A 24,806-nucleotide genomic window follows, 5' to 3' on the forward strand; every position below is an offset into this window, starting at 1 on the left:
GATAAAAAATACAATCGATAAGAGAAATGGTTCTTGCTTATATCGTATGAAGCGATCGCATAACCGCAACGACATTCTGAAAATTGTGTTTTTACCTATTTGTTATGTACCACAAAATCGATGTTTTTAAACGCCGAACCAAGATCCCTGCTATCTTTCTCTTTAAAGTGCATCTTTTTTTGAGCTTGACCCAAGCTATGATAAAATATGATCAGCGAAAAGATACAGGAGGCATAACATGAGTGAAATGCGTTTTAGAGATGAAGATTTTGAAACATTCACAGTAGACGGTTTAGATGAACGTATGGCCGTATTAAAAGAGAGAGTCCGTCCAAAGCTTGAAGCACTTGGTGAACATTTTGCACCGCTTCTTTCTTCTATTACAGGAGACGAAATGTTTGTCCACGTGGCAAAACATGCAAGAAGATCAGTCAACCCGCCAAATGACACTTGGGTGGCTTTCGCTAACAGTAAGCGTGGGTATAAAAAGCTCCCTCATTTTCAAATTGGGCTTTGGAAAACTCATGTATTTGTATGGTTTGCGCTCATTTATGAATCTCCAGTAAAAGGTGAATATGGGCAATTATTCGAAAAAGAGCTGGACACGATCCAAAAGAAAATACCGCAAGACTTTGTTTGGTCTAAGGATCATATGAAACCGGACGTCCTCCGCCACAGCGAACTTGATGCTGAACAGCTGAGAACACTATTTGAACGTGTTCAAACAGTCAAAAAGGCCGAACTCCTTTGCGGCATCCAGCTTCCTAGAGAAGAAGTTGTTCAAATGAATAATGAAGAATTCTTATCAAAAATTGAAGATGCCTTCCGCACAGTAACTTATCTATACCGCTTTACACAAAAAGAATCTGTATAAAAAAACGAGCCTATATTGGCTCGTTTTTTACATCCGTATCATAGCTGTTTCTTCAGCCTCTCTTGCACTTTTTACTGTGCGATAAGGGGAATACCCACTTCCCTTTTCAAACGCCGCACAATGCGTCTTTTCTTCTGCTTTTGATGGTACAACTTCTTTAAATCGTTTATAAGCCTCTAGTAACGCTTGTTTCGCAATTCCTGTTTCATAGGCTTTTTCAACGGCTTGAAAAAATGAAATGACCGCCATCTTTTCTTCAGTTGTCCAGTCGACGTCCATTGGATATTGATATTCCATTTACTTGTCCCTCACTTTAATCCACATTTCTTATTTGAACTTTTATTATAGCATCTGTTTGATCAGAATCCGATTGATTTTATGCTTTACATTCCGATCAGTTCATAATATAATTCTTTTGTTTTATGCAATGAAATCTGCTGTTATTGGGATAATAATAGCAGATATTTCGATGAAGGTGGGAAAGCAATTGTCACAACATGATACACCCTTATACACTGGACTAAAAAAACACGCTTCAACCAATCCAGTCCAATTTCACATTCCAGGCCATAAAAAAGGAGCCGGAATGGACCCTGAATTTAGAGCATTCATTGGAGACAATGCATTAAGCATTGACCTTATTAATATAGAACCTCTTGATGATTTACATTCGCCTCGAGGAATGATCAAAGAAGCACAGGAGCTTGCAGCAGAAGCATTTGGTGCCGACCATACGTTTTTCTCTATACAAGGAACAAGCGGCGCGATCATGACAATGGTGATGACCGTCTGTGGTCCTGGAGACAAAATTATTGTTCCACGTAATGTCCATAAGTCGATTATGTCTGCTATTGTATTTTCTGGTGCAGTACCTGTTTTTATTCACCCGGAAATTGACAAAGAGCTTGGCATCTCTCATGGCATCACGCCAGAGTCAGCTAAAAAAGCGCTGACTAAACACCCAGATGCGAAAGGGCTGCTTGTGATTAACCCAACGTATTTTGGCATTTCAGCTGATTTAAAAACCATTGTAGAGATTGCTCATTCATATGACGTACCTGTTCTTGTAGATGAGGCACATGGTGTGCATATTCATTTTCACGATGAGCTTCCATTGTCTGCGATGCAGGCGGGAGCTGATATGGCAGCAACAAGTGTGCATAAACTTGGCGGCTCTCTCACCCAAAGCTCGATTTTAAATATAAAAGAAGGGCTTGTTTCAAAGGATCGAGTACAATCTATTTTAAGCATGCTGACAACTACGTCTACTTCTTATTTGCTTTTAGCCTCCCTGGATGTCGCTAGAAAGCGATTAGCGACTGAAGGAAAGGCACTTGCAGATGAAGCCATTCGATTAGCTGAATCAGCAAGAACTCGTTTAAACGAAATTGAAGGTATTACTTGTATTGGTCAAGAAATTCTCGGTTCACCTTCTACTTACGATTATGACCCAACAAAATTAATCATCTCCATTAAAGACCTTGGACTGAATGGCCATGATGTGGAGAAATGGCTGAGAGAAAGCTACCGAATTGAAGTAGAGCTCTCTGACCTATACAACATTTTATGTATCGTGACGCCTGGCGATTGTGATGAGACGATTGATAAGCTTGTAATGGCTATGAAGGAAATTGCGGCCACCTCTGCACGTCAAGGCGGCAAACAAGCCGTGACAGAAGTGTTACTGCCTGAAATCCCTTCGCTTGCGATGACGCCCCGTGACGCTTTTTACGCAACAACGGAAGTCATTCCATTTAAAGAAGCGGCTGGCCGGATCATTGCAGAATTTGTCATGGTTTATCCGCCTGGTATTCCTATTTTTATACCAGGAGAAATCATCACAGAAGAAAATATCTCCTATATCTTTAAAAATATCGAAATCGGTCTTCCTGTTCAAGGACCAGAAGATTCCACACTAGATATGATTCGTGTCATTAAAGAACAAAAAGCCATTTTATAAAAAAGAAACATGCAGCCCCCATTGGAGCTGCATGCTTTTTTTATTTATTCAGAGGCTTCATCACAGCAATGACAGTGACCACATGTTCCATAAAGTGTTGTCACTTTTTCATTTTCAAATTGATCAATGGTTTCATTGCAATCTTGACAAATAATTGTACCCACAGTACATTCCCCTTTTCTTTACTCAAAGTTTGAAAGCGTTTAATCTATTTCATATCTCTATAATATGATGTCACATTTAAGTTGTCAACGGTTAATTGTATGACACATTTAATCATTTTTTATAAATATATGCTTTTTTCTCATCATATTGAGGAAACGTTTCAAATGTATTTTGCTTCATATCAATTCTGTAACAATTAAGTAACAATCGAAAATTGTCAAAAAGGACGTGATACACTAGAGTGACTAACAGGGAACTGGCTCCTAAAAATGTTGGTACAACCCCAAAGGATTTTGAGGTGAATAGATTGAATTTTATGAGGACCCTTCTCATTATATTCCCTATGCTCTTTGTACTTAGTTCATGCTCATTTGCGTATATCATACCGAATCAGACAGACCAGGTCAGTCATATTCAAAAGCCAAGAATTCTCTTTTTTACTGATGCAGAAAATCTTGATAAAGAAAGTCCTTATTATGACGCAGTGCTCGATTTAAAAAATGAATATCCGAAGGAAATGTCCAAGATGATTGTCAAAGAAGATCGTAAAGGCTGGAAAAATGAAGTAGACGAACTGCCGGCTATTTTACTTGTCAATAATGAAAAGGTCATTGTGAAGGTGGAAGGTAATGTCCGAAGTAAAGAGGATATCTTATCACCCATATGCCAAGCATTAGATCGAGTGAATACAAATTAACGGTTCGACTTTGCACTTATATATCCATATGAAAAAAGCCCTCAGCTCATGAGGGCTTTTCGTTTTCAGCGAGGTTTCACATACATAAAAAAACCCTCTCCGTGTGGAGAGGATTTCAACGTTCATTATTTTACGATATGGATTGGGCTTCCGATTGCTACTTCAGCCGTTTCCATTGTGATTTCACCTAAAGTTGGGTGAGCGTGAATTGTCATTGCGATATCTTCAGCTGTCACTCCAGCTTCAATTGCAAGGCTAAGCTCTGAAATCATATCAGAAGCGCCAACACCTGCGATTTGTGCACCGATCACTAGACCATCCTCTTTACGAGTGATCATTTTCATGAAGCCATCAGTTGCATCAAGAGAAAGTGCACGTCCGTTCGCTGCGAATGGGAATTTCGCTGCAACGATGTCGATTCCTTCTTCTTTCGCTTCTGCTTCAGTGTATCCAACAGTTGCAAGTTCTGGCTCAGAGAATACAACAGCAGGAATACCAAGGTAATCAATTTCAGCTGGCTCTCCAGCGATTGCTTCAGCAGCAATTTTACCTTCGTAAGAAGCTTTGTGTGCAAGTGGTGGTCCATCAACGATGTCACCAATTGCATAGATGTTTGAAACGCTTGTACGGCATTGTTTGTCAGTTTTGACAACTCCGCGGTCTGTCAATTCAACACCAACTTGCTCAAGACCAAGCTCATCTGTGTTTGGACGACGACCAACAGTCACAAGTACGTAGTCAGCATCGACAGTTTTTTCTTCACCTTTTACTTCGAAAGTAACAGTGACACCGTCAGATTTTTCTTCAACGCCTTTTGCAAGAGCGTTTGTATGAATTTCAACGTTTCCTTTTTTCTTCAGGTTACGTTTCACTAAAGAGCTCATTTGCTTTTCAAAACCTGGAAGGATTTCGTCTCCACCTTCAAGGATGACAACTTCTGTTCCAAAGTTCGCATAAGCAGTACCAAGCTCAGTACCGATGTATCCACCACCGATGACAACTAACTTTTTAGGTACTTCTTTAAGCGCTAAAGCACCAGTTGAGTTGATCACGCGGTCTGTGTATTTAAATGTAGGCAATTCGATTGGACGAGATCCAGTTGCAAGAATTGCATTTTTAAATGTATAAGTCTGCGCTGAATTTTCATCCATGACACGTACAGAGTTGCTGTCTACGAAATAAGCTTCACCTTTGACGATGTCTACTTTATTTCCTTTTAGAAGACCTTGAACTCCACCTGTTAATTTGTTTACAACAGAAGCTTTCCACTCTTGAACTTTTGTGAAATCAACTGTTACGTTTTCAGCTTTGATACCCATGTCTTCAGAATGCTTTGCATTCTCGAAACGATGTCCAGCATTGATCAATGCTTTTGAAGGGATACAGCCGACGTTTAGACATACGCCGCCAAGTGTTCCTTTTTCAACGATTGTTACTTTTTGTCCTAGCTGTGCAGCACGAATAGCAGCTACATATCCACCAGGACCTGCACCGATGACAAGAGTATCTGTTTCGATTGGGAAATCTCCTACTACCATGAATTTACGCCTCCATTAAAATTAATTGTGGATCATTCAATAAACGCTTGATGTGGTTAAGGGCATTTTGCGCAGTAGCTCCATCAATCATACGGTGGTCAAAGCTTAGGGAAAGAGCTAAGACTGGAGCTGCAACGATTTCGCCATCACGAACAACCGCTTTTTCAGCGATACGGCCAATACCAAGGATCGCTACTTCTGGGTGGTTGATGACTGGAGTAAACCATTGTCCACCAGCAGAACCGATGTTTGTGATTGTGCAAGATGCACCCTTCATTTCAGCTGGAGCCAATTTACCATCACGTGCTTTTGTTGCAAGCTCGTTGATTTCATTAGATACTTCGAAAATCGCTTTGCGATCTGCATTTTTCACAACTGGAACGAGCAAGCCTTTTTCAGTATCAGCTGCAATTCCGATGTTGTAGTAATGCTTTTGAACAACTTCATCTGTTTTATCATCGATAGAAGTGTTAAGTACTGGGTACTTTTTCAAAGCAGAAGTTAGAGCTTTTACAACGTAAGGCAAGTAAGTTAACTTGATTCCTTGATCAGCTGCAACTTGTTTGAATTGTTTACGATGTGCAACAAGGTTTGTTACATCAACTTCATCCATTAATGTTACGTGAGGAGCTGTGTGCTTAGAGTTCACCATTGCTTTTGCGATCGCTTTGCGGATTCCGCTCATTTTCTCGCGAGTTTCTGGGAATTCTCCTTCTAGAACTGGAGCTGCTGCCGCTTTTGGAGCTGCTTCTTCTTTCGCACTTTCAGCTGCTTGAGGTGCTGCTTCTTGAGTTGCTGCAGAACCGCCATTAAGGAAGCTGTCGATATCTTCTTTTAGCACGCGGCCATTTTTACCAGTACCTGCAACTTTGTAAATTTCAACGCCTTTTTCACGCGCATATTTACGTACAGATGGCATAGCAATAACGCGTTTGTTAGGATCAGCATCTACTTGCTCTTGTGCGCCAGCACCAGTTGCTGCTGCCGCTTCTTCTTGAGCAACTTCTTTCTTTTCAGGCTCGTTACCAGCTTCAGCAGTACCTTGTACTTGAGCTTCAGTTTTCGCTTCGCCTTCTTCTTCGCTGCCTTTAAATTGAAGATTTTCGTAACCAGGTGCATCAAACGTAATGATTGTTTGTCCTACAGTTGCAACTGTTCCCTCTTCAACTTTTAATTCTAATACTTTTCCTTTAACAGGTGAAGGAATTTCTACAACTGCTTTATCATTTTGTACCTCTGCTAAAACGTCATCTTCATTGATTTCGTCGTTTGGTTTTACAAACCACTTAACGATCTCACCTTCGTGGATACCTTCTCCGATGTCCGGAAGTTTAAATTCAAATGCCACTGTTTTTCGCCTCCTAGATTATGTTAAACCATTGTTCTGTCAACATTACACGGTCATGTAATTGATAAAGGGGAAGAGAAATAAATTCTTTTCCCCTCTGTCATTTAATTAAAATTCAAGAACTTTCTTAGCTGTTTCAAGCACGTCTTTATGGTTTGGAAGCCATACGCTCTCAGCTTGAGAGAAAGCAAATACAGTATCAGGTGCAGCTACACGAAGTACTGGTGCTTCTAGGCTAAGGATTGCTCTATCATTGATTTCAGCTACTACGTTTGCTGCAATACCAGCTTGTTTTTGTGCTTCTTGAACAACGATCGCGCGGCCTGTTTTTTCAACAGAAGCGATGATTGTTTCAATATCAAGTGGGCTCACTGTACGAAGGTCGACGACCTCAGCAGAAACGCCTTCTTTTTCAAGTTCTTCAGCAGCTTTAAGTGATTCGTGAACCATTGCACCGTAAGTGATGATTGAAAGGTCAGAACCTTCACGTTTCACGTCAGCTTTACCGATTTCAATTGTGTACTCTTCTTCAGGAACTTCCTGACGGAAAGAACGATAAAGTTTCATATGCTCAAGGAATACAACCGGATCGTTGTCACGGATTGCAGAAATTAATAGTCCTTTTGCATCGTAAGGTGTTGAAGGAATAACAACCTTGATACCAGGCTGTTGTGCAATAAGACCTTCTAAGCTGTCAGCGTGAAGCTCAGGTGTGTGAACTCCTCCACCAAATGGAGAACGGATTGTCACTGGAGAATGCCAGCGTCCACCAGAACGGTAACGCATACGAGCCATTTGTCCAGAAACAGAATCTAATACTTCGTAAACGAATCCGAAGAATTGAATTTCCATTACTGGGCGGAATTCTTGTAGTCCAAGGCCAATTGCAAGACCGCCAATACCAGATTCAGCAAGTGGAGTATCGAATACACGATCCTCACCAAACTCTTTTTGCAATCCTTCAGTCGCACGGAATACGCCGCCGTTTTTACCAACGTCTTCTCCGAAAACGAGAACGTTTTCGTCATTTTTCAGTTCTGTGCGTAACGCATCAGTGATCGCTTGAATCAATGTCATTTGCGCCATGGCTTACTTCGACTCCTTCTGTTTGTAGATTTCAAGCTGTTCAACCAAGTTAAATGGTTTCACATCGTACATGTTTTCAATCAAATCAGTGACTTTCTGCTTAGGCTGTTCGTCAGCTTCTTTGATTGCTTGTTTGATTTGTTCTTTTGCATCTTCGATGACTTTATTCTCTTCTTCTTCAGACCAAAGGCCTTTGTTTTCCAAGAATTTGCGGTAGCGTACCAATGGATCTTTTTGCTCCCACTCATTTTCATCTTCTTTTGTACGATATCTTGTTGGATCGTCACCAGCCATTGTATGTGGGCCGTAACGGAATGTAAGAGTTTCAATTAATGTTGGACCTTCACCATTTACAGCACGCTCACGAGCTTCAGCAGTCGCTGCGTATACAGCTAATGCATCCATACCGTCAACTTGTACGCCTACGATACCAGCTGCAGCTGCTTTTTGTGCAATCGTTTGTGCAGCAGATTGCTTTTCAACAGGTGTAGAGATCGCATATCTGTTGTTTTGGACAACAAAAATCGCTGGCGCTTTGTAAGCCCCTGCAAAGTTAATACCTTCGTAGAAATCACCTTGTGAAGCTCCACCATCACCAGTGTAAGTGATTGCAACAGCATTTTTACCGCGCTTTTTCAAACCAAGAGCTACACCAGCAGCTTGAATGATTTGTGCACCGATAATGATTTGCGGAGAAAGTGCATTCACATCTTCAGGCATTTGGTTCCCAACAAAGTGTCCACGAGAGAACAAGAATGCTTTTGTTAGTGGAAGACCATGCCAGATTAATTGTGGTACATCACGATATCCTGGAAGAATGAAATCTTCTTTCTCAAGTGCAAAGTGAGTTGCAAGCTGAGAAGCTTCTTGTCCAGCTGTTGGCGCATAGAAGCCAAGACGTCCTTGACGGTTCAATGAAATTGAACGTTGATCTAATACACGTGTAAACACCATACGGCGCATTAATTCTTTTAATTGGTCATCTGAAAGATCTGGCATTGCCGCTTCGTTTACGACTTCGCCTTTTTCGTTTAAAATTTGGAACGTTTCAAACTGCTTTTTGATGGCATCGAATTGCTTTTTGCTATCAACAATTGCTTTTTTTGTTTTTGCAGCCATTCTAAAGTCACCTCTTCCTTTCTTTTAACAGTCAATTTGTCGTGAATCCATTTATACATACAGATATAGGATAACCCAAAATGCTCATATGACTCCTGTATATAATAGCCACAAAGATCATTGTCGAAACATTGGATGATCGCTTGCTTTTGAGTTTTTCTAACTGTATTAACGATAGTTCACAAAAAACTAATACAACTTCTGTTAACAAGGAATAGTTTACAACAAGAAAAATAGTCCGTCAATTGATTTAACGGCTTTATTTAAATAAATGTATTCGCTTTACTTTTTATGGTGACCTGTATCAATCTGTTTAATCAACAGCACAAACTGTACTAGTATAGAGTGGATCACTGTACTACAATAGCACATGTTTGTTTTTGTCGAAAAATAAAAAAAGAGCTATTTTTAGCTCTTTTGATCGTGATGGACAAAGGGCTAAAATGAACTTCATTTTAACCCTTTCTCTTCTTTTCAGTTTGATATCTTGGAAAAACGAGTAACGGCACGCAGGCACTTTGTGAGTAGCAGCGATAAACAGAGCTAGCAAATATGCAAGTACTGTTTTTAGCTATTTTGTGATTCTTTCTGAGCTGTTTTGTATAAAGCTTGTTTATATTCGTTCAATTGATCTGTATATTGATTGAACTTCTTGCTTTCTTTTCTCACTTTACTATAGGAACGATTGACTGTTTTCAGTTTGGATTTCAGTTCAGCGTATCCTAAGTCTTTTCTTTTTAAAGATTCATACAAGTGCTTGTCTTGTTTCAGCGCCTTTTGATACTCACGGTAAAGCTGATCATACGATGCATATCTTTTTTCAATTGATTTGACTGTTTGTTCTGCTTTGTCTTTTACTTCCGCATCTTTTATCTGTTCAGCGAATTCCTTTACAGATTGAAATTCTTTTTTCGATTGATCCATGCTGTCTTTTTCTGTTTTTAAATGTTCTTCACGCTTTTCTGCCGATGCTAATGCTTGATCAGACAAGTTTGAGACTGTTTTTGTGTGGTCTTTTGTTGTTTGAATCATTTTTTTATACAACTGCTGCTCTTTTTTCTCATAGCTTTGCAGTGCACCTTGTTCTTTTTCAAAGGATGCTTCTTTTTCGCTCATTTTCGTCATAGCATCTTGCATCTCATAAAGCGGATTTTGACCTCCGCAGCCCGCAAGCAAGAGGGTACATATCCCCGCTAAAGCTGCACCTGCTTTTATTCTTCTTTTCATCTGTTTCAATTACAAGGTCCCCCTTTACATCTCCACATACCACTATAATTTTTCAGGGCGGTTGTGACAAGGAAAGAGGCGTGTTTTTTGAGGGGAAAGAAGATTTTTTTCATGCTCTAGGCTCATGACTATACAAATAGTGCATTCATACATAGTTTATATTACACGCTTCGCCTTCACTTATGAGAGGCCGAGTGTATTTCCAAAGGAGGTCAAAAGTATGTCTAATTATAGTCATGGAAGTATGTATGGTGGATACGGCGGTTACGGTTATGGATACGGCGGCGGTTGTTGCTATCCAAGTTATGGTGGTGGATACGGTTGCGGTTACGGTGGTGGACGTACATTCGCTTTAATCGTCGTCCTATTCATTCTATTGATCATTGTTGGCGCAGCATTCTTAGGCGGCGGTGGCTGCTGCTAATGGCTGAATAAGCCTCTGACCGGTCTCATACGACCGGTCTTCTTTATTTCATTGCATATGTTGTGTATCATTTTATATACTTTACATACAAAGGAAATAGGAGTGAAGTTTTGTGATTACCATGGATGATATCGTACGAGACGGGCATCCCGTCTTAAGACAAACAGCTGAAGCGGTCGAACTCCCGCCAACAGAAGAAGAAAAACAGCAATTAGCTGACATGATTGAATTTGTCAAAAACAGTCAGGATGCAGACATTGCTGAAAAATATGAACTTAGACCCGGTGTTGGCCTAGCAGCTCCGCAAATCAATATCAGTAAACGAATGATCGCTGTTCACTGTGAAGACGAGGGCGGAGAACTTTACAGCTATGCATTATTCAATCCTCGCATTGTTAGCCATTCAGTCAAAAGAGCTTATTTAGCTACTGGAGAAGGCTGTTTATCTGTTGATGAAGCCATCCCTGGATTCGTCCCGCGCTATGAAAAAATCAGGGTGAAAGGTACAACGCTTGAAGGTGAAGACATTGATATTCGCCTCAAAGGGTTTCCGGCCATCGTTTTTCAGCATGAAATTGACCACTTAAATGGCATTATGTTTTATGATCATATTCAAAAAGATCATCCATTCGCCGAGCCAGACAACGCGGTTGCGATCGGCAGATCATAATATAAAAACAAGACCCGTCCATCAGCGGGTCTTGTTTTTTATTCATCAATAAGGCCTAATTCAGTCACAGCGTGGAATATGCCATCCTCATCTACAGGTTTGGTGACAAAGTCAGCTAATGTTTTTAATTCATTGACTGCATTCCCCATCGCAACGCCTGTTCCAACAAACGAAATCATTTCTCGATCGTTCAGCCCGTCACCGAAGGCAATTGTGTCCTTTTGATCGTACGGAAGTCTTTCAATGACTCGTTTAATTCCTTCAGCCTTTGATCCACCTTTTGGCAGGACATCAGTAGACAGCTCATGCCACCTGACGAGATCAATTTCTTCACGGAACGCTTCATATTGGTGTTCCTCTTCTGCTTTACAAAATAGCAGCATTTGATAAATGACGTTTTCTTTAAAGAATGACAAATCATGCTCGGGATGCTCTGTTTTTAAAGTGCCGATCCCTTCATGGATAAATGGATGGTTCGGCACAGACGCCTTCATCGTCTTCTCTCCCATGAAAACAAGCGGATGATCATGTTGATCCGCTGTTTCATAAATTTTATCCATCAGCTCTTGCTTAAGCGGATTGCCGTAAATGACTTCTCCTTCGTACATGACATACTGACCGTTATAAGCAATAAATGAGTCAAGCCCTATTTCTTCTAAAATAGGCTGGATAAGAAAAGGCGAACGGCCAGATGCAATGAAGAGATGATGCCCTTTTTCTTTTAATAAACGAACAGCTCGCTTCGTTGATTCAGGTATTTTTTTATCATGGTCATATAAAGTACCGTCGATATCAAAGAAGATGACTTTTTTATTCATATCTCGTCTCCTGTCTCTTGTTATGTATACCCTCTCCCCTTCATCATACAGAAAGATCTTCACTGACGAAACCACTTCCTCTTAAAACGCCCATTTCCCACATATAACCATGTAACATTAAGTGGAAACATCATATAATACAAGTATACAGAGAGAACGGAACAAATGGCTGAATGAGACTCATACCGAAAGGAGGCGATCCGCGATGCTTCGTCGTCTGCGCAAGAAAATTCGAAGACAATGGAAGGACATGCTTCGTAAAAAATCGATTGCTTAAAAGGATCTTCCGCACATTTGCTGAAGGTCCTTTTTTCTCTGAGACTTTTCTTATGCGCGTTTTTTTAATATAATAGAGTAAGCGAGTGTAACATACGGTATTTAAGGAGAGATTTGGATGATATATAAGGTATTTTTTCAGGCAAGTACGACTGAGGTACCTGTGAGAGAACACACAGATTCACTATACGTTGAAGCGGTTTCTGAAAGAGACGTACGCGATAAGTTGAAAAAACATAACTACAATATTGAATTCATTCAGCCTGTAGACGGTGCTTTTTTAGACTATGAACGAGAAAGTGAAAATTTTAAAGTATTGGAGCTATGAGAGGAATGAAATTTGTAAAAAACGATCAGGCGGCAGTTTTTGCGCTCGGCGGATTAGGCGAGATCGGTAAAAACACGTATGGCGTTCAATTTCAAGATGAAATCATTTTGATTGATGCTGGTATTAAGTTCCCTGAAGATGAACTTCTTGGAATTGATTACGTCATCCCTGACTATACGTATTTAGTTAAAAACGAAGATAAAATCAAAGGTCTTTTTATTACTCATGGACATGAAGACCACATCGGCGGTATCCCTTACCTTCTCAAGCAAGTGAATATTCCAGTTTACGGAGGCAAACTCGCAATCGGCCTACTTCGTAACAAATTGGAAGAGCATGGTCTATTAAGACAGACCAAACTTCACATCTTTGAAGAAGAAGATACGATCAAATTTAGAAAAACAGCTGTGTCTTTCTTTAGAACGACGCACAGTATCCCAGATTCTTATGGAATTGTCGTGAAGACACCTCCTGGTAACATCGTACATACAGGCGATTTCAAGTTTGACTTTACTCCTGTTGGCGAGCCTGCCAATTTAACGAAAATGGCTGAGATCGGGAAAGAAGGCGTTCTTTGTCTTCTATCTGACAGTACAAATAGTGAAATTCCAGAATTTACGATGTCCGAAAGACGTGTAGGTGAAAGCATTGATGACATCTTCAGAAAAGTAGATGGTCGTATTATCTTTGCTACATTTGCATCTAACATTCACAGACTTCAGCAAGTCATCGAGTCAGCTGTTGCCAATGGCCGAAAAGTCGCTGTGTTTGGACGTAGCATGGAGTCTGCCATTGATATTGGACAAGAGCTCGGATATATCAAATGTCCAAAAAACACGTTCATTGAACACAATGAAATCAACCGCCTTCCAGCAAACAAAGTAACCATTCTTTGTACTGGTAGTCAGGGTGAACCGATGGCCGCTCTTTCTCGTATTGCCAACGGTACGCACCGCCAGATTTCAATTAACCCTGGAGACACTGTTGTCTTCTCGTCTTCACCGATCCCAGGTAACAATATTAGCGTAAGCCGTACTATTAACCAGCTGTATCGTGCTGGTGCTGAAGTCATTCATGGCTCACTCAATAATATTCATACCTCTGGACACGGCGGGCAGGAAGAACAAAAGCTGATGCTCCGTTTAATTAAACCAAAATTCTTCATGCCGATTCACGGTGAGTATCGCATGCAAAAAACGCATATTAAACTTGCGAATGATTGCGGAATCCCTGAGGAAAACTGCTTTATCATGGATAACGGTGAAGTTCTTGCACTGAAAGGTGACGAAGCAAGTGTCGCTGGCAAAATTCCATCAGGCAACGTGTATATCGACGGTAGCGGTATTGGTGATATCGGCAACATCGTGTTAAGAGACCGCCGCATTCTTTCAGAAGAAGGTCTTGTCATTGTTGTTGTCAGCATGGATATGAAAGAATTCAAAATTTCTGCAGGTCCTGATTTAATCTCAAGAGGTTTTGTCTACATGAGAGAATCTGGAGACCTCATTAATGACGCGCAAGATCTCATTTCAAAGCATCTTGAAAAAGTAATGGAACGTAAGACGACTCAATGGTCAGAAATTAAGAACGAGATTACTGACACTCTTGCTCCTTTCCTTTATGAAAAAACAAGACGCCGCCCAATGATCTTACCGATTATTATGGAAGTGTAAGGACGTACAGGGAGACACAGCCAATTGGCTGTGTCTCTTTTTTATGCGCAATAAAAAAACCCGCATATCTGTACGATACGTGCGGGTTCAGTCATTGTTTTACGATTGAATCGGGAGATGCTGAAAACTTCTCACATCAAACAATCCTTGTGTTGTCATTTTCACATCAGGAATGACTGGCAGTGCCAAGAAGGATAATGTCAAAAACGGATTAAAGTCTAAGACAAAGCCTGTTTCCTTTAAAGCATCATGAAGTGCATGAAGGCTTTCATTGACCGTATGTGCAGGTTGATCTGATAATAAACCGGAAATCGGTAATGGAAGCGTATGAAGAACTTCTCCATCTTTTACAACGGTCAAACCGCCCCCTGCTTCTTTTAACGTCTCAATGGCTTTGATCATATCAGCATCATTTGTTCCAACGGCAATTAAGTTATGCGAGTCATGGGCAACTGTTGTTGCAATTGCCCCCTCTTTTAAGCCGAATCCGCTGACAACCCCTATCCCAATTTCAGATAGACCTTTGTGGCGTTCGACAAGTACTATTTTTAATACATCTCGATCAATATCACTCGTAAATTGTCCATCGCTTCCAGATGGAGATATTTGTTCTAATTTCGTTTCAAGCTGATTCGGTATAATGCGAATGACATTCATCTTTTGATGATCTGTTATAGGCAGCGTTAAATCTTTCTCTTGAACGTCCACTGCATGTACCGATTGCATGAGCGAAGAATTTGGCGTGATCTTGTCGACACTTGGCAAATATTCTCCATGTTCAGAGACCAATTCTCCTGCGATAAAGACGCTTGTAATTTTTACCTCATGTAAGTCAGAAATGAGCATAAAATCCGCGTCAAAGCCTGGTGCAATCGCTCCCTTTGTTTTGAGACCGAAGCACTCCGCTGCGTTTAAACTTCCCATTTGATATGCTAAAAAGGGGTCCAATCCTTCTTGTATCGACATCCGTACTTGTTCATCAATACTTCCTTGAGCCATTAAATCATCTAAATGTTTATCATCCGTACAAAAGAAAAAGCGTCTCGCATTCTTCTCATTGACAGCAGGTAATACGTTTTTCACGTTTTTAGCAACAGAGCCTTCTCTGAGCATAACATACATGCCTCTTTTGACACGTTCAAGGGCCTCTTGAGCTGTTGTCACCTCATGATCCGTTTGGACATTAGCTGTTCGGTACACATTAATTAATCGTTCCGTTAATCCTGCTAGATGGCCATCAATGAGTTTATGTTCATGGTGAGCATCAAGCAGTTTTTGAAGCATATCTTCTTCCGCTTGCTCCACCGCAACATAATCCATCACTTCGGCAAGGCCAAGCACTTCTTTCTCCTGATAAAGAGGCTTTAAATCTTTTGCTTTTAGTGTAGCACCTGATCGTTCAAAGCTGACTGCCGGTACACAGGATGGCAGCATGAAATATATATTTAGAGCAGCTTTTCTCGCTTCTTCGAGCATAAAACGGATACCTGCAACACCGGATACATTGGCAATTTCATGCGGGTCTGTTACAACAGTTGTCACGCCGTGAGGAACGACAGCTTTGGAAAATTCAGCAGGAGTCACCATCGAGGATTCGATATGAACGTGGCCGTCAATGAAACCGGGAACAAGCATTTGACCTGTTGCATCCAGCTCCTGTTCTCCCTCATACTCCCCAATTCCTACTATTTTTCCATTTTCAACAGCGACATCAGCGTCTATCCATTCCTGGTTAAACACGTCCATAACCTTCGCATGTTTAATCACTAGGGCTGCTTTTTTTCTCTTTGCAGCTACCTCAATTTGATGTCTGAAAAGCTCCTTATCCAACGACACTGCCTCCTCCGAGTAAACAATATAATGTTTCTTATCGTAAACGAATCTGTTTGTCCAGTCAATGACATTTAGAGAAAATCAACCATATCAAAAGATTGATTTTTATTTCTGAATAGTGATAATTGGCTGAAAAATAACCATGTTCTATTTTGCTGTTCTTTTAGAAAGTAAACGGCTCTTTTCCACTTTGTTCTCTCCCACAATGTCCGCCCCATATGTACACTTCTAAAGCAAAAAACACCCCTTCTCGGAGTGTTTAATAGTCGTTCTGCATTTCCCGTTTTTCAAAGCGCCCGATATCTGCCACTGCCCCAATGACAATGAGAATATCTTCTTTTTGAATCATTTCATCTGCGAGCGGTGAAACGATCACTTCTTTCCCGCGCTTAATTGCCACGATATTGATCCCGTACCTTGCACGAATGTCGAGATCTAACAAAGAGTGCCCAGCAAGTCTGCTGTTGGCTACGATTTCAATAAGGCTGTACTCATCTGACAGCTCTAAATAATCAAGCACGTTGTTAGAAATAATTTTATGTGCAATCCGTCTGCCCATGTCTCGTTCAGGATGGACAATACGGTCCGCACCAATTTTATTCAAAACCTTTTCATGGTAGTCATTTTGAGCTTTCACTGTGACCATTTTGACACCAAGTTCTTTCAGCATAATCGTTGTTAAAATACTCGCCTGAATGTTTTCACCTATCGCAACGATCACATGATCAAAATTGCGAATGCCTAGGTTCTTTAAAACAGATTCGTCCGTCGAATCACCAATCACGGCATGTGATGCAATTTTAGCATATTCGTTCACACGATCTTCATTCATATCCATGGCCATGACTTCAAGTCCTTCTTCGCTTAGCGCCTTGCAGATACTTCCGCCGAAGCGTCCAAGACCAATGACTGCATATTCCTTTTTCATGTTCAGACTCCTTTTATATCACTTACCATGCATTTTACTACGGTTTCATTAATGAATCCATATGTGACCGTATTTTTTTACGGAACGCTTCACTTAAGTAAAGGTCTGCTCCTTTTTCGATTTCACTGCGATAATGACCAGGAGGCGCAATTTCTTCGCTCTTTTTTAAAACGAGAAACGTTAAGCAGTCCTCATACACTTGATCACCTACTGTGACATCGACAAATGCTGGACGATAAGTCCCTTCATTTACACCTTCTCGTTTGTACAAATAACGAATGGCATCAAAAGGCACTTCATATAGAACACCCTCTGTTTCTCCGCCGTCTTCTACCATATCTGCTCTTGATCCATCAGGACGCACCAATGTAAACCTTGTGGTAAAACGATCAAGTGTGCCGCCGCCGATGATTTGTTTGAAATAATGATCCACTTTCGCAAGCTTAAACCTTGCATCATCCATGCAGGACCCATAGGCAAAATAATAGAAGGAAGACGGTTTGCGCTCCCATAGTTGATATGACTTCCAGCAGCCGCTTTCAATCTCCTTTAGGCTCGAAGCCTTCTGCTTACATATTGTATAAGCAACGGCTGACCTTGGTCCCTGGTCTGTCATAACCTCTATTTCCTGCTGGTCATACCCTTCCTCTAGCTCATCTATCTTATGCAACGTTTCATCACTGACCTCATACAATTCTCCGTATACTGTGTTTTGTTCCGAGACAACACACACAGGGTAACCCTCACCTGTATCGTACAGTCTCCCTTTTATCCAAGCAGATGCTGCTAATGGACTGCTTTCTTTCATCAATGTCTCGTGATACTTTTCGTGCTTTAAAAGTGTCCCATACACAAATAACGTTTTTGTCTCCTTCGTCATCACACATCACACCCTCTCACCTTGCTACTATCTGCTTTTTTGATACACAGGTAAGTAAATATCAAAAGCCGTCCCTTTGCTGAGCTCGCTCTTTACATCCATTCTTCCATGGTGATCTTTTAAGATCGTCGCACAGATCGTTAAACCAAGTCCTGTACCTTCTTTTTTAGTCGAAAAGAAAGGATCATATATTTTCAGAATGTCCTCTTCGGACATTCCTTTTCCTTCATCTTGGATCGTGATTTTCCATTCATTCATCACTTTTTCTGTTGATATGTATATATTGCCGCCTTCAGGCATCGCCTCGATCGCATTTTTGATTAAGTTAATGAACAGCTGCTTCATTTGATTGGCGTCTGCTAATATCGTGCCAGCATCCTGCTTTTTAAATGGCTGTTTGAGATCAATATTTGAAAGAACGGCATTTGTCTTTAATAAGGTAATCACCTGCTCTAGCAAATCATGGAGCTGTACTTCTTGAAATTGAACCGATTGAGGTTTTGCTAAGACAAGCAGTTCACTTAAAACAAAATCAATGCGTTTAATTTCAGAAAAGATGATATCAAAATAATCGGTTCTTTCAGGATATTGCGTTTTCATCAGCTGCAAAAATCCATTGACTGAGGTGAGCGGATTTCTGACTTCATGGGCAATGCCAGCAGCTATTTGTCCTGCAACAGCCAGCTTTTGTGCCTGCATTTGCAGTTGCTGATTTGATCTTTCAAGTTCAAGCTTTGCCTGCTTTTGTTTCGTGATATCTGCAACCGTTCCAATACCTCCAGTAAACTGGTGCTGTTCATCGAAATAAAGCTTATAATGCACATCTCCCCATACCTTTTTTCCTTCTTTATGGAGAAGCTGCAGCTCCACCCGCCCCTCATCCTTATGCTCTTTGATCACAGACAACAAATGCTGAACGACATGCTCTTCTTGATCAAAGTACTGATTGTACATCGTACCTAGACACTCCTCTATGTCGTAACCCGTCATTTGTTTCCATGCTTGATTTAAAAAAATGATTTCCCCTTTTTCATTGGTTTCAAAAACGATTTCTTGCAAGTTATCTGTGATTCGATTCAGCCGCTCTGTCAGTTCGTGTGCTTCTTTTTCTCGTTTATTTAAATCTGATACAAGCAAATTCAACCGGTCCACATAGCCTGAGATGGTCCAAATACCGGCCAAAACAACGACTGTAAAGGCTAGATCGAGCGGCCAATTAATGTGATAGCCGCTAAGATAATAAAAGAAATCCCAGCTCAAAATTAATATAAATGCAAGAACGGATAACAGGATCCGTACTTGATATGTTTTGTTCAAATAATTCCACCTGCCGCCCTGAGATTCTTTGTCAATTGTACCATTTTCCACTTATTTTTTGAGGGAGATGCGGCATTTTTAAGGAACTTTTTTAGAAAAAAAAGCCTGCTCTCAGCACAATGGGAGAGAACAGGCTATTTTTATTTACTGCTGAAGGGCTTCTTGAAGCTCTTTTAGCAGTAGTTCTGCGCCTTCAGCGCTTAATGTAATTTGACCATTTCCATACTCGTGGTTCTCAGAAGTAATCTCACCAGTCATCAGGCAGACTCCCTCTGGCTGATATTTTTTCAAGACGATTTTATCTCCATCTATAAAAAATTCCATACTGTCTTTAATAGCGATATCAAGTGCTCTTCTCAATTCGATTGGCATCACAATACGCCCTAGTTCATCTACTTTTCTTACAACTCCGATAGATTTCAATTTCGTTCCCTCTTTCTTTCATTAGCTCAAGATCAATCTGTTTTTCACCAATTGATATATCGTAGACGTAAGAGATTCTTAAAAGGTTTCTCCTGCATAAAAATTTTTTTCAAAATCGAAAAACCAAAGGGAAAATTTATTGTGAATGTCAAAATGAGACTTGAATTTTACAGATTCATTTCAAGGTGATCACACACCCCCACAAATGACCTCAACCCTCTGAACTTTTAAATGTAAAATTGTTTAAAACAGCAAAATTAGAGATTGGGTGAAAACATGTTTCAAAATGCCGAAATTGGAATTGATTTAGGAACAGCTAACATATTGGTTTACAGTAAAAATAAAGGAATTATTCTCAATGAACCATCCGTTGTGGCAGTAGATACGGAAACAAAAACTGTCCTTGCAGTGGGGTCAGAAGCAAAAGAGATGATTGGGAAAACACCTGGAAAAATTGTAGCGATCCGTCCGATGAAAGATGGTGTCATCGCTGATTACGATATGACAACCGATTTACTCAAACAAATTATGAAAAAAGCAGGAAAAAATATTGGGTTTACCTTTAGAAAGCCGACTGTGGTTGTTTGTACACCTTCAGGTTCAACAGCTGTCGAACGCCGCGCGATCAGCGATGCTGTCAAAAATTGCGGGGCCAAGCATGTGCATTTAATTGAAGAACCCGTCGCAGCTGCAATCGGTGCTGATCTCCCGGTGGACGAGCCTGTTGCCAACGTCGTTGTAGACATTGGCGGAGGAACGACAGAGGTAGCGATCATTTCATTTGGCGGAGTTGTCTCTTGCCATTCGATCCGAATTGGCGGAGATCAACTGGATGAAGATATCATTACTTTTGTGAGAAAGAAATACAATTTACTGATCGGTGAACGGACAGCTGAACAAGTAAAAATGGAAATTGGTTATGGACTCATTGAACACGAACCTGAGTCATTAGAAGTACGTGGACGCGACCTTGTCACAGGTCTTCCAAAAACAATTACACTTGAATCAACAGAAATTCAAGGTGCTATGCGTGAATCACTTCTTCATATTTTAGAGGCGATTCGGGCTACATTAGAAGACAGCCCTCCAGAACTGAGTGGTGATATCGTAGATCGCGGCGTCATTCTAACTGGCGGTGGTGCACTATTAAACGGCATTCAAGAATGGCTCTCTCAAGAAATTGTCGTCCCAGTTCATATCGCAGCAAATCCTCTTGAATCTGTCGCAATTGGAACAGGTCGTTCATTAGAAGTCATCGACAAATTGCAAAAAACATTAAAATAATCTTCATGTTCTACTTCTTTTTTCATCATTTCGATCATATCGTGATGAATGGATAAACGTGAAGGAGGAAGAACATGTTGCTTGATTTAGGTAAACGGGTCGTTGTCACAGTCATTTTAACCGGTATTATTTTAGGAGGAATGAGCCTGTCGTTTTCACATATGCCCCCTTCTAATGCACAGCCTGTGAAACAACTGAACCGCTAAAAAAGCCGCACGAAAGCGGCTTTTTTATTTTGCTTCGGGACGGCTCCCTATTTTCCTTTTCGGTCTTAAATCTGATATGATGAACATGACTAAAGGAGGGTTTTTTATGAGTTCATTCGAAAAACAACTAGATCAATATGCAAAAACCATCGTTGAAGTAGGTGTAAATGTTCAAAGTGGTCAAGAAGTGGTCGTATCTGCGTTCACTGAATCTGTAGATCTTGTCCGCCTTGTGGCAAAACACGCATATGAGCGCGGAGCGAAAAACGTACATATCCGCTGGAGTGATGGTGTTCTTACCCGTTTAAAATATGAACATGCCCCACAAGATGTGTTTGAGCAATTTCCAGAATGGGAAGCACAGATGATGGAAACCATCGCAAAACGTGGCGGTGCTTTTATTACGATCTTGTCAGAAAGCCCTGATCTTCTAAGTGGCATTGACTCGAAAAAAATTGCTTCACAGCAAAAAGCTGCAGGTTCAGCACTTCATACATATCGTCAATACGTTCAATCTGACAAAGTCGCATGGACAGTCGTCGGTGCTGCATCAAAAGATTGGGCGAAAAAGATTTTCCCTAAGCATGCCGATGAAGAAGCTGTTTCATTATTATGGGACCAAATCTTTAAAGTCGCCCGCGCTGATCAGCCAGATCCTGTTGAAGCGTGGAAAAAGCATGATGAATCACTAAATGAAAAAGTAAAAGTATTAAATGAACGTCATTACCACAAGCTGCACTATGAAGCACCAGGTACAGATTTAACGATTGAACTTCCAGAGCAGCATATTTGGGTAGGTGCTGGCAGCGTGAGTGAACGCGGCGTATCATTCATGGCCAATATGCCGACAGAAGAGGTCTTTACCGTACCTAAAAAAGATGGTGTAAACGGGACTGTCTCTAGCACAAAGCCACTTAGTTATGCAGGAAACATTATCGATGAATTTACGTTAACCTTTGAAAATGGGCGTATTGTAGATGTGAAAGCAAAAGAGGGCGAAGACATTTTAACCTCTCTCGTTGAAACAGATGAAGGCTCACATTATCTAGGTGAGGTTGCCCTTGTACCAGATGATTCACCAATTTCTAATTCAAATATCCTCTATTACAATACACTTTACGATGAAAATGCATCCAATCACCTTGCCATTGGCAGCGGTTATGCATTTAATATCGAAGGCGGTAAAGAGATGAAACGTGAGGAATTAGACGCAGCGGGTGTGAACAGCAGTATTACACACGTCGATTTCATGATTGGTTCAAAGGAAATGAATATTGATGGGATCACAAAAGATGGTAAACGTGAACCGATTTTCCGTAATGGAAATTGGGCTTTTTAAGAAGTAACTTGATATAGAGACGTTTTGAAGCCTTTAAACCCTGAGTTGTCACATTTCTTTAGATTTGAACAAATTATCAAGTTCATCAGCCACGTGTTTCTGCATACTTGGAAGCACGTGGCTATATTTATCTAATGTAATTTGGATTAAGGGAGTGTCCATATAAAAAGAAAAGACAAAAATAGTAAACCATTATTCTTTTATTTTTGAAAAACTTACTGTTAAGGATACAGATGTAGAAGGATTTCGGAATATTCAAAGTGTGAGTGTCAAAGTCTATGAGGAATTTGGAAAGTTAATAGAATAGATGAAAGATAATTATAAAAAACATAATAAACAAATTATTGCTTATAGTCTTAATCCTTATGTAAAAGTGGACCCTACATCAGATAACACTGCAAAATTTCATAATATTTCAATTTGGATTAAATGAACAGTTCAAATTCATTTATTTAATGATGTTTATGTAAATTTATTAGGAGAATAAAAAAGCCATCCTTATTGGTGGCTTTTGCTCATAAATAAAACTCCACTTCATTTCATAGTGGCTAAACTATTTTGATTGTATGTTTTGTCAAATTCCATATCTACAGTATTAAACCATCTTTCTTGATAATCAAAGAAGACATAATTTAATGCAGCCGGATTAACTACACTCTCATAAATAATTCCATATACTCCATGATACTTTGCACATTGCGCTAAAAAGTTAGGAAGTAAGTACTCTTGACCGTTTTGAGTCGACTTTTCAAAACTGCAGTATTGCACTAAAGGAGATCCAGAGTCTGATAAATCTAATAACTTTACAGGTTCCGTTAATTTCCATTCAATTATGTCGTATCTTAAATTAGGATCATCTGATACAATCTCGTTTAGAGCCACTTCTTTTACATTACAAGTATATAATTCTCCGTGACCTCCAAAATTATATCTGCCTTGTCCAGATACTCCGTGTGGGGCTTTAAACATCTCTTTATCGGTAAAAGGTAGCTTTCTTATTTTGATATCTCGACTTCTTACACGGAATAAGTTTAAGTTCTCAACTATAATTAAGTTCATGTTAATTTCATCGAAAATTCTTCGTCCCACTGGATGCTCCAAACCGAGCATTGGGAATTCAACTAAATGTCTATAAAGATTAAAAACATCCTTAGTACTAAGGCTTGTTACAATATCTGTAACTGCCAATACTTTTGGTATGCCTCTCACAGGTATAGATTCGGTGTTTTCTTTATTTTCGAGAACAAACTCCAATTTTTCACTATCATCATCAAAACTTTGAAGTATTTGATAGTCATCTTTGGGTATTTTACTAAATATGTATTTGGCATCCGTTTCATTGTTTACTAAAGACATTTCATTAACCACCGAATCTGATAAAACCCAATTTGAACTGACTGATGAGAATGCACTTGTTGCTGATTTCAATGCATTCGTATTTAATCCTGATATTGAACCTGTTGCTGATTTCAATGCATTCGTATTTAATCCTGACAGTGCACCTGTTGCTAATTTCAATGCATTCGTATTTAATCCTGATATTGAACCTGTTACTAATTTATAGTTATTCACTGGAATTTCATTCCGTGAATTATCTACCTTTAAATCTTCTTTTTCATTCTCTTCTTCCACGATGAACACCTCTCTTCTACCAATATGTCTAATAAAAATAATATCAGAATTTTAGAGGGAGTTTGAAACACTCTTTAACCTCCAATTTTACAGGAGCTCTTCAGTAGCATGTTGTGTAATGTGTATTCCCCTGTTTTTAGCTGCAATAGGATATATAAACTGTGGTAATATGATTCACTTCCAACAAAAAAGAGTAGCTCCCATAGCCGTCCTAAATAGCTCTTATTTAAATACTTTCATACTGGTAACAGCTTATTATGTTGTGTATCGCTTAATCATTCTTCATATACAAATGCCTACAAGCAATTTACAAAACAACTAATATTCAACTAGTGTAAAAGCTTTTACAGTCAACACTTACCTCTACATATTTTAGCTACATTGGCACTCAAAGTAACTAGTCATTGATTTCTAGCGTTGTGTAATAGCTTACTTCTTCTTATAACAAAAGTATCTCCCCCTTTCCTTATCCACAATCTTCAAAGGAAGGAGAAGCGTTTTAATTTAAGATCAGCAAGCAAGCTTCAGAGTACCCACTTCATTCACAAAACAAACTCCCTTGATAATTTAAAGAAAGGCTGATTCTAAGGGAAACTTTATTAACTGTTAAGGTTAATTATACTATACTTTTCTGGTCACGCATTGATAATCACATTTGGTTACAAAAAAGCTCTTTTCTAGATCGTATCCATTTTATTACTCTTTTTTAAAGCATAAAACCTCTATATATCAACGTTTTCAACCTACTTTGACAATATTAC

The 24,806-nt window shown here is 39.9% G+C and carries 24 protein-coding genes; 10 read left to right on the top strand and 14 right to left on the bottom strand.

What is annotated here, in order from left to right; genetic code table 11:
- The first annotated feature begins 238 nt into the window (after positions 1-238).
- A complete protein-coding gene (locus KFQ09_RS02525) occupies positions 239-874 on the top strand; it encodes a DUF1054 domain-containing protein (RefSeq protein WP_035392176.1) in 636 nt (211 codons plus the stop codon).
- Between the two features lie 27 nt (positions 875-901).
- Here the strand turns inward: KFQ09_RS02525 and KFQ09_RS02530 are convergent, their stop codons facing one another.
- Positions 902-1,171 (bottom strand): UPF0223 family protein, encoded by a 270-nt coding sequence (locus tag KFQ09_RS02530; RefSeq protein ID WP_008345089.1) that lies wholly within the window; start codon positions 1,169-1,171, stop codon positions 902-904.
- A gap of 190 nt (positions 1,172-1,361) precedes the next feature.
- On the opposite strand from KFQ09_RS02530, the gene KFQ09_RS02535 reads away from it, so the two are divergent.
- A complete protein-coding gene (locus tag KFQ09_RS02535) occupies positions 1,362-2,834 on the top strand; it encodes an aminotransferase class I/II-fold pyridoxal phosphate-dependent enzyme (RefSeq protein ID WP_144684346.1) in 1,473 nt (490 codons plus the stop codon).
- 44 nt (positions 2,835-2,878) lie between these two features.
- On the opposite strand, the gene KFQ09_RS02540 is transcribed toward KFQ09_RS02535, so the two are convergent.
- On the bottom strand, positions 2,879-2,998 hold the full coding sequence (locus tag KFQ09_RS02540; protein ID WP_003212464.1) for a GapA-binding peptide SR1P: 120 nt from the start codon (positions 2,996-2,998) through the stop codon (positions 2,879-2,881).
- Between the two features lie 317 nt (positions 2,999-3,315).
- Here KFQ09_RS02540 and KFQ09_RS02545 point away from each other — a divergent pair, with 317 nt between their 5' ends.
- Positions 3,316-3,696, top strand: a complete 381-nt coding sequence (locus tag KFQ09_RS02545; protein ID WP_223255627.1) for a hypothetical protein — start codon at positions 3,316-3,318, stop codon at positions 3,694-3,696.
- Between the two features lie 125 nt (positions 3,697-3,821).
- Here KFQ09_RS02545 and lpdA read toward each other — a convergent pair whose 3' ends face one another.
- The 5 genes from lpdA to KFQ09_RS02570 form a co-directional block, all read right to left on the bottom strand.
- Positions 3,822-5,234, bottom strand: coding sequence for a dihydrolipoyl dehydrogenase (gene lpdA, locus KFQ09_RS02550; RefSeq protein WP_003211097.1), 1,413 nt, complete (start codon positions 5,232-5,234; stop codon positions 3,822-3,824).
- 4 nt (positions 5,235-5,238) lie between these two features.
- Positions 5,239-6,582, bottom strand: a complete 1,344-nt coding sequence (locus tag KFQ09_RS02555; RefSeq protein WP_008345100.1) for a dihydrolipoamide acetyltransferase family protein — start codon at positions 6,580-6,582, stop codon at positions 5,239-5,241.
- A 108-nt stretch (positions 6,583-6,690) separates the two neighbouring features.
- A complete protein-coding gene (gene pdhB / locus KFQ09_RS02560) occupies positions 6,691-7,668 on the bottom strand; it encodes a pyruvate dehydrogenase complex E1 component subunit beta (RefSeq protein ID WP_007498597.1) in 978 nt (325 codons plus the stop codon).
- 3 nt (positions 7,669-7,671) lie between these two features.
- Positions 7,672-8,787, bottom strand: coding sequence for a pyruvate dehydrogenase (acetyl-transferring) E1 component subunit alpha (pdhA, locus tag KFQ09_RS02565; RefSeq protein ID WP_007498599.1), 1,116 nt, complete (start codon positions 8,785-8,787; stop codon positions 7,672-7,674).
- 567 nt (positions 8,788-9,354) lie between these two features.
- Positions 9,355-10,023, bottom strand: a complete 669-nt coding sequence (locus tag KFQ09_RS02570; RefSeq protein ID WP_017359395.1) for a YkyA family protein — start codon at positions 10,021-10,023, stop codon at positions 9,355-9,357.
- Between the two features lie 235 nt (positions 10,024-10,258).
- Between KFQ09_RS02570 and KFQ09_RS02575 the strand changes: the two genes are divergently transcribed.
- Entirely contained in the window at positions 10,259-10,438 is a 180-nt protein-coding gene (locus KFQ09_RS02575; RefSeq protein WP_026050085.1) for a YjcZ family sporulation protein, read from the top strand.
- Between the two features lie 112 nt (positions 10,439-10,550).
- A complete protein-coding gene (gene def / locus KFQ09_RS02580; protein WP_008345111.1) occupies positions 10,551-11,108 on the top strand; it encodes a peptide deformylase in 558 nt (185 codons plus the stop codon).
- A 38-nt stretch (positions 11,109-11,146) separates the two neighbouring features.
- Here def and KFQ09_RS02585 read toward each other — a convergent pair whose 3' ends face one another.
- A complete protein-coding gene (locus KFQ09_RS02585) occupies positions 11,147-11,926 on the bottom strand; it encodes a Cof-type HAD-IIB family hydrolase (RefSeq protein ID WP_255836005.1) in 780 nt (259 codons plus the stop codon).
- A gap of 394 nt (positions 11,927-12,320) precedes the next feature.
- Between KFQ09_RS02585 and KFQ09_RS02590 the strand changes: the two genes are divergently transcribed.
- Positions 12,321-12,530 (top strand): DNA-dependent RNA polymerase subunit epsilon, encoded by a 210-nt coding sequence (locus KFQ09_RS02590; protein WP_008345114.1) that lies wholly within the window; start codon positions 12,321-12,323, stop codon positions 12,528-12,530.
- 5 nt (positions 12,531-12,535) lie between these two features.
- Positions 12,536-14,203, top strand: coding sequence for a ribonuclease J1 (gene rnjA, locus KFQ09_RS02595; RefSeq protein WP_008345116.1), 1,668 nt, complete (start codon positions 12,536-12,538; stop codon positions 14,201-14,203).
- A gap of 99 nt (positions 14,204-14,302) precedes the next feature.
- Here rnjA and ade read toward each other — a convergent pair whose 3' ends face one another.
- The 5 genes from ade to KFQ09_RS02620 all read right to left on the bottom strand — a co-directional run bounded on the left by ade (position 14,303) and on the right by KFQ09_RS02620 (position 19,584).
- On the bottom strand, positions 14,303-16,033 hold the full coding sequence (ade, locus tag KFQ09_RS02600) for an adenine deaminase (RefSeq protein WP_098680856.1): 1,731 nt from the start codon (positions 16,031-16,033) through the stop codon (positions 14,303-14,305).
- Between the two features lie 262 nt (positions 16,034-16,295).
- Positions 16,296-16,964 (bottom strand): potassium channel family protein, encoded by a 669-nt coding sequence (locus KFQ09_RS02605; protein WP_008345123.1) that lies wholly within the window; start codon positions 16,962-16,964, stop codon positions 16,296-16,298.
- A 37-nt stretch (positions 16,965-17,001) separates the two neighbouring features.
- Positions 17,002-17,844: a gamma-glutamylcyclotransferase family protein gene (locus KFQ09_RS02610; RefSeq protein WP_035700616.1), complete on the bottom strand. Its 843-nt coding sequence runs from the start codon at positions 17,842-17,844 to the stop codon at positions 17,002-17,004.
- A gap of 27 nt (positions 17,845-17,871) precedes the next feature.
- Positions 17,872-19,161 (bottom strand): ATP-binding protein, encoded by a 1,290-nt coding sequence (locus tag KFQ09_RS02615; protein WP_007498613.1) that lies wholly within the window; start codon positions 19,159-19,161, stop codon positions 17,872-17,874.
- Between the two features lie 144 nt (positions 19,162-19,305).
- Positions 19,306-19,584, bottom strand: coding sequence for a transcriptional regulator AbhA (locus tag KFQ09_RS02620; RefSeq protein ID WP_017359400.1), 279 nt, complete (start codon positions 19,582-19,584; stop codon positions 19,306-19,308).
- Between the two features lie 276 nt (positions 19,585-19,860).
- Here KFQ09_RS02620 and mreBH point away from each other — a divergent pair, with 276 nt between their 5' ends.
- The 3 genes from mreBH (at position 19,861) to KFQ09_RS02635 (ending at position 22,413) form a co-directional block, all read left to right on the top strand.
- The gene (mreBH, locus tag KFQ09_RS02625) at positions 19,861-20,868 is read left to right on the top strand and encodes a rod-share determining protein MreBH (RefSeq protein ID WP_017359401.1); all 1,008 of its coding nucleotides are present in this window, start codon (positions 19,861-19,863) and stop codon (positions 20,866-20,868) included.
- A 74-nt stretch (positions 20,869-20,942) separates the two neighbouring features.
- Positions 20,943-21,074, top strand: coding sequence for a protein YkpC (locus tag KFQ09_RS02630; protein ID WP_003210922.1), 132 nt, complete (start codon positions 20,943-20,945; stop codon positions 21,072-21,074).
- Between the two features lie 106 nt (positions 21,075-21,180).
- Complete coding sequence (locus tag KFQ09_RS02635; RefSeq protein WP_035700613.1) at positions 21,181-22,413, top strand: aminopeptidase; 1,233 nt, start codon at positions 21,181-21,183, stop codon at positions 22,411-22,413.
- A gap of 534 nt (positions 22,414-22,947) precedes the next feature.
- On the opposite strand, the gene KFQ09_RS02640 is transcribed toward KFQ09_RS02635, so the two are convergent.
- Positions 22,948-24,045, bottom strand: a complete 1,098-nt coding sequence (locus KFQ09_RS02640; protein ID WP_255836006.1) for an RES family NAD+ phosphorylase — start codon at positions 24,043-24,045, stop codon at positions 22,948-22,950.
- Positions 24,046-24,806 lie beyond the last annotated feature (761 nt).

Source organism: Bacillus sp. FS02 (assembly GCF_024398395.1).
In the GTDB taxonomy this organism is placed as follows: domain Bacteria; phylum Bacillota; class Bacilli; order Bacillales; family Bacillaceae; genus Bacillus; species Bacillus altitudinis.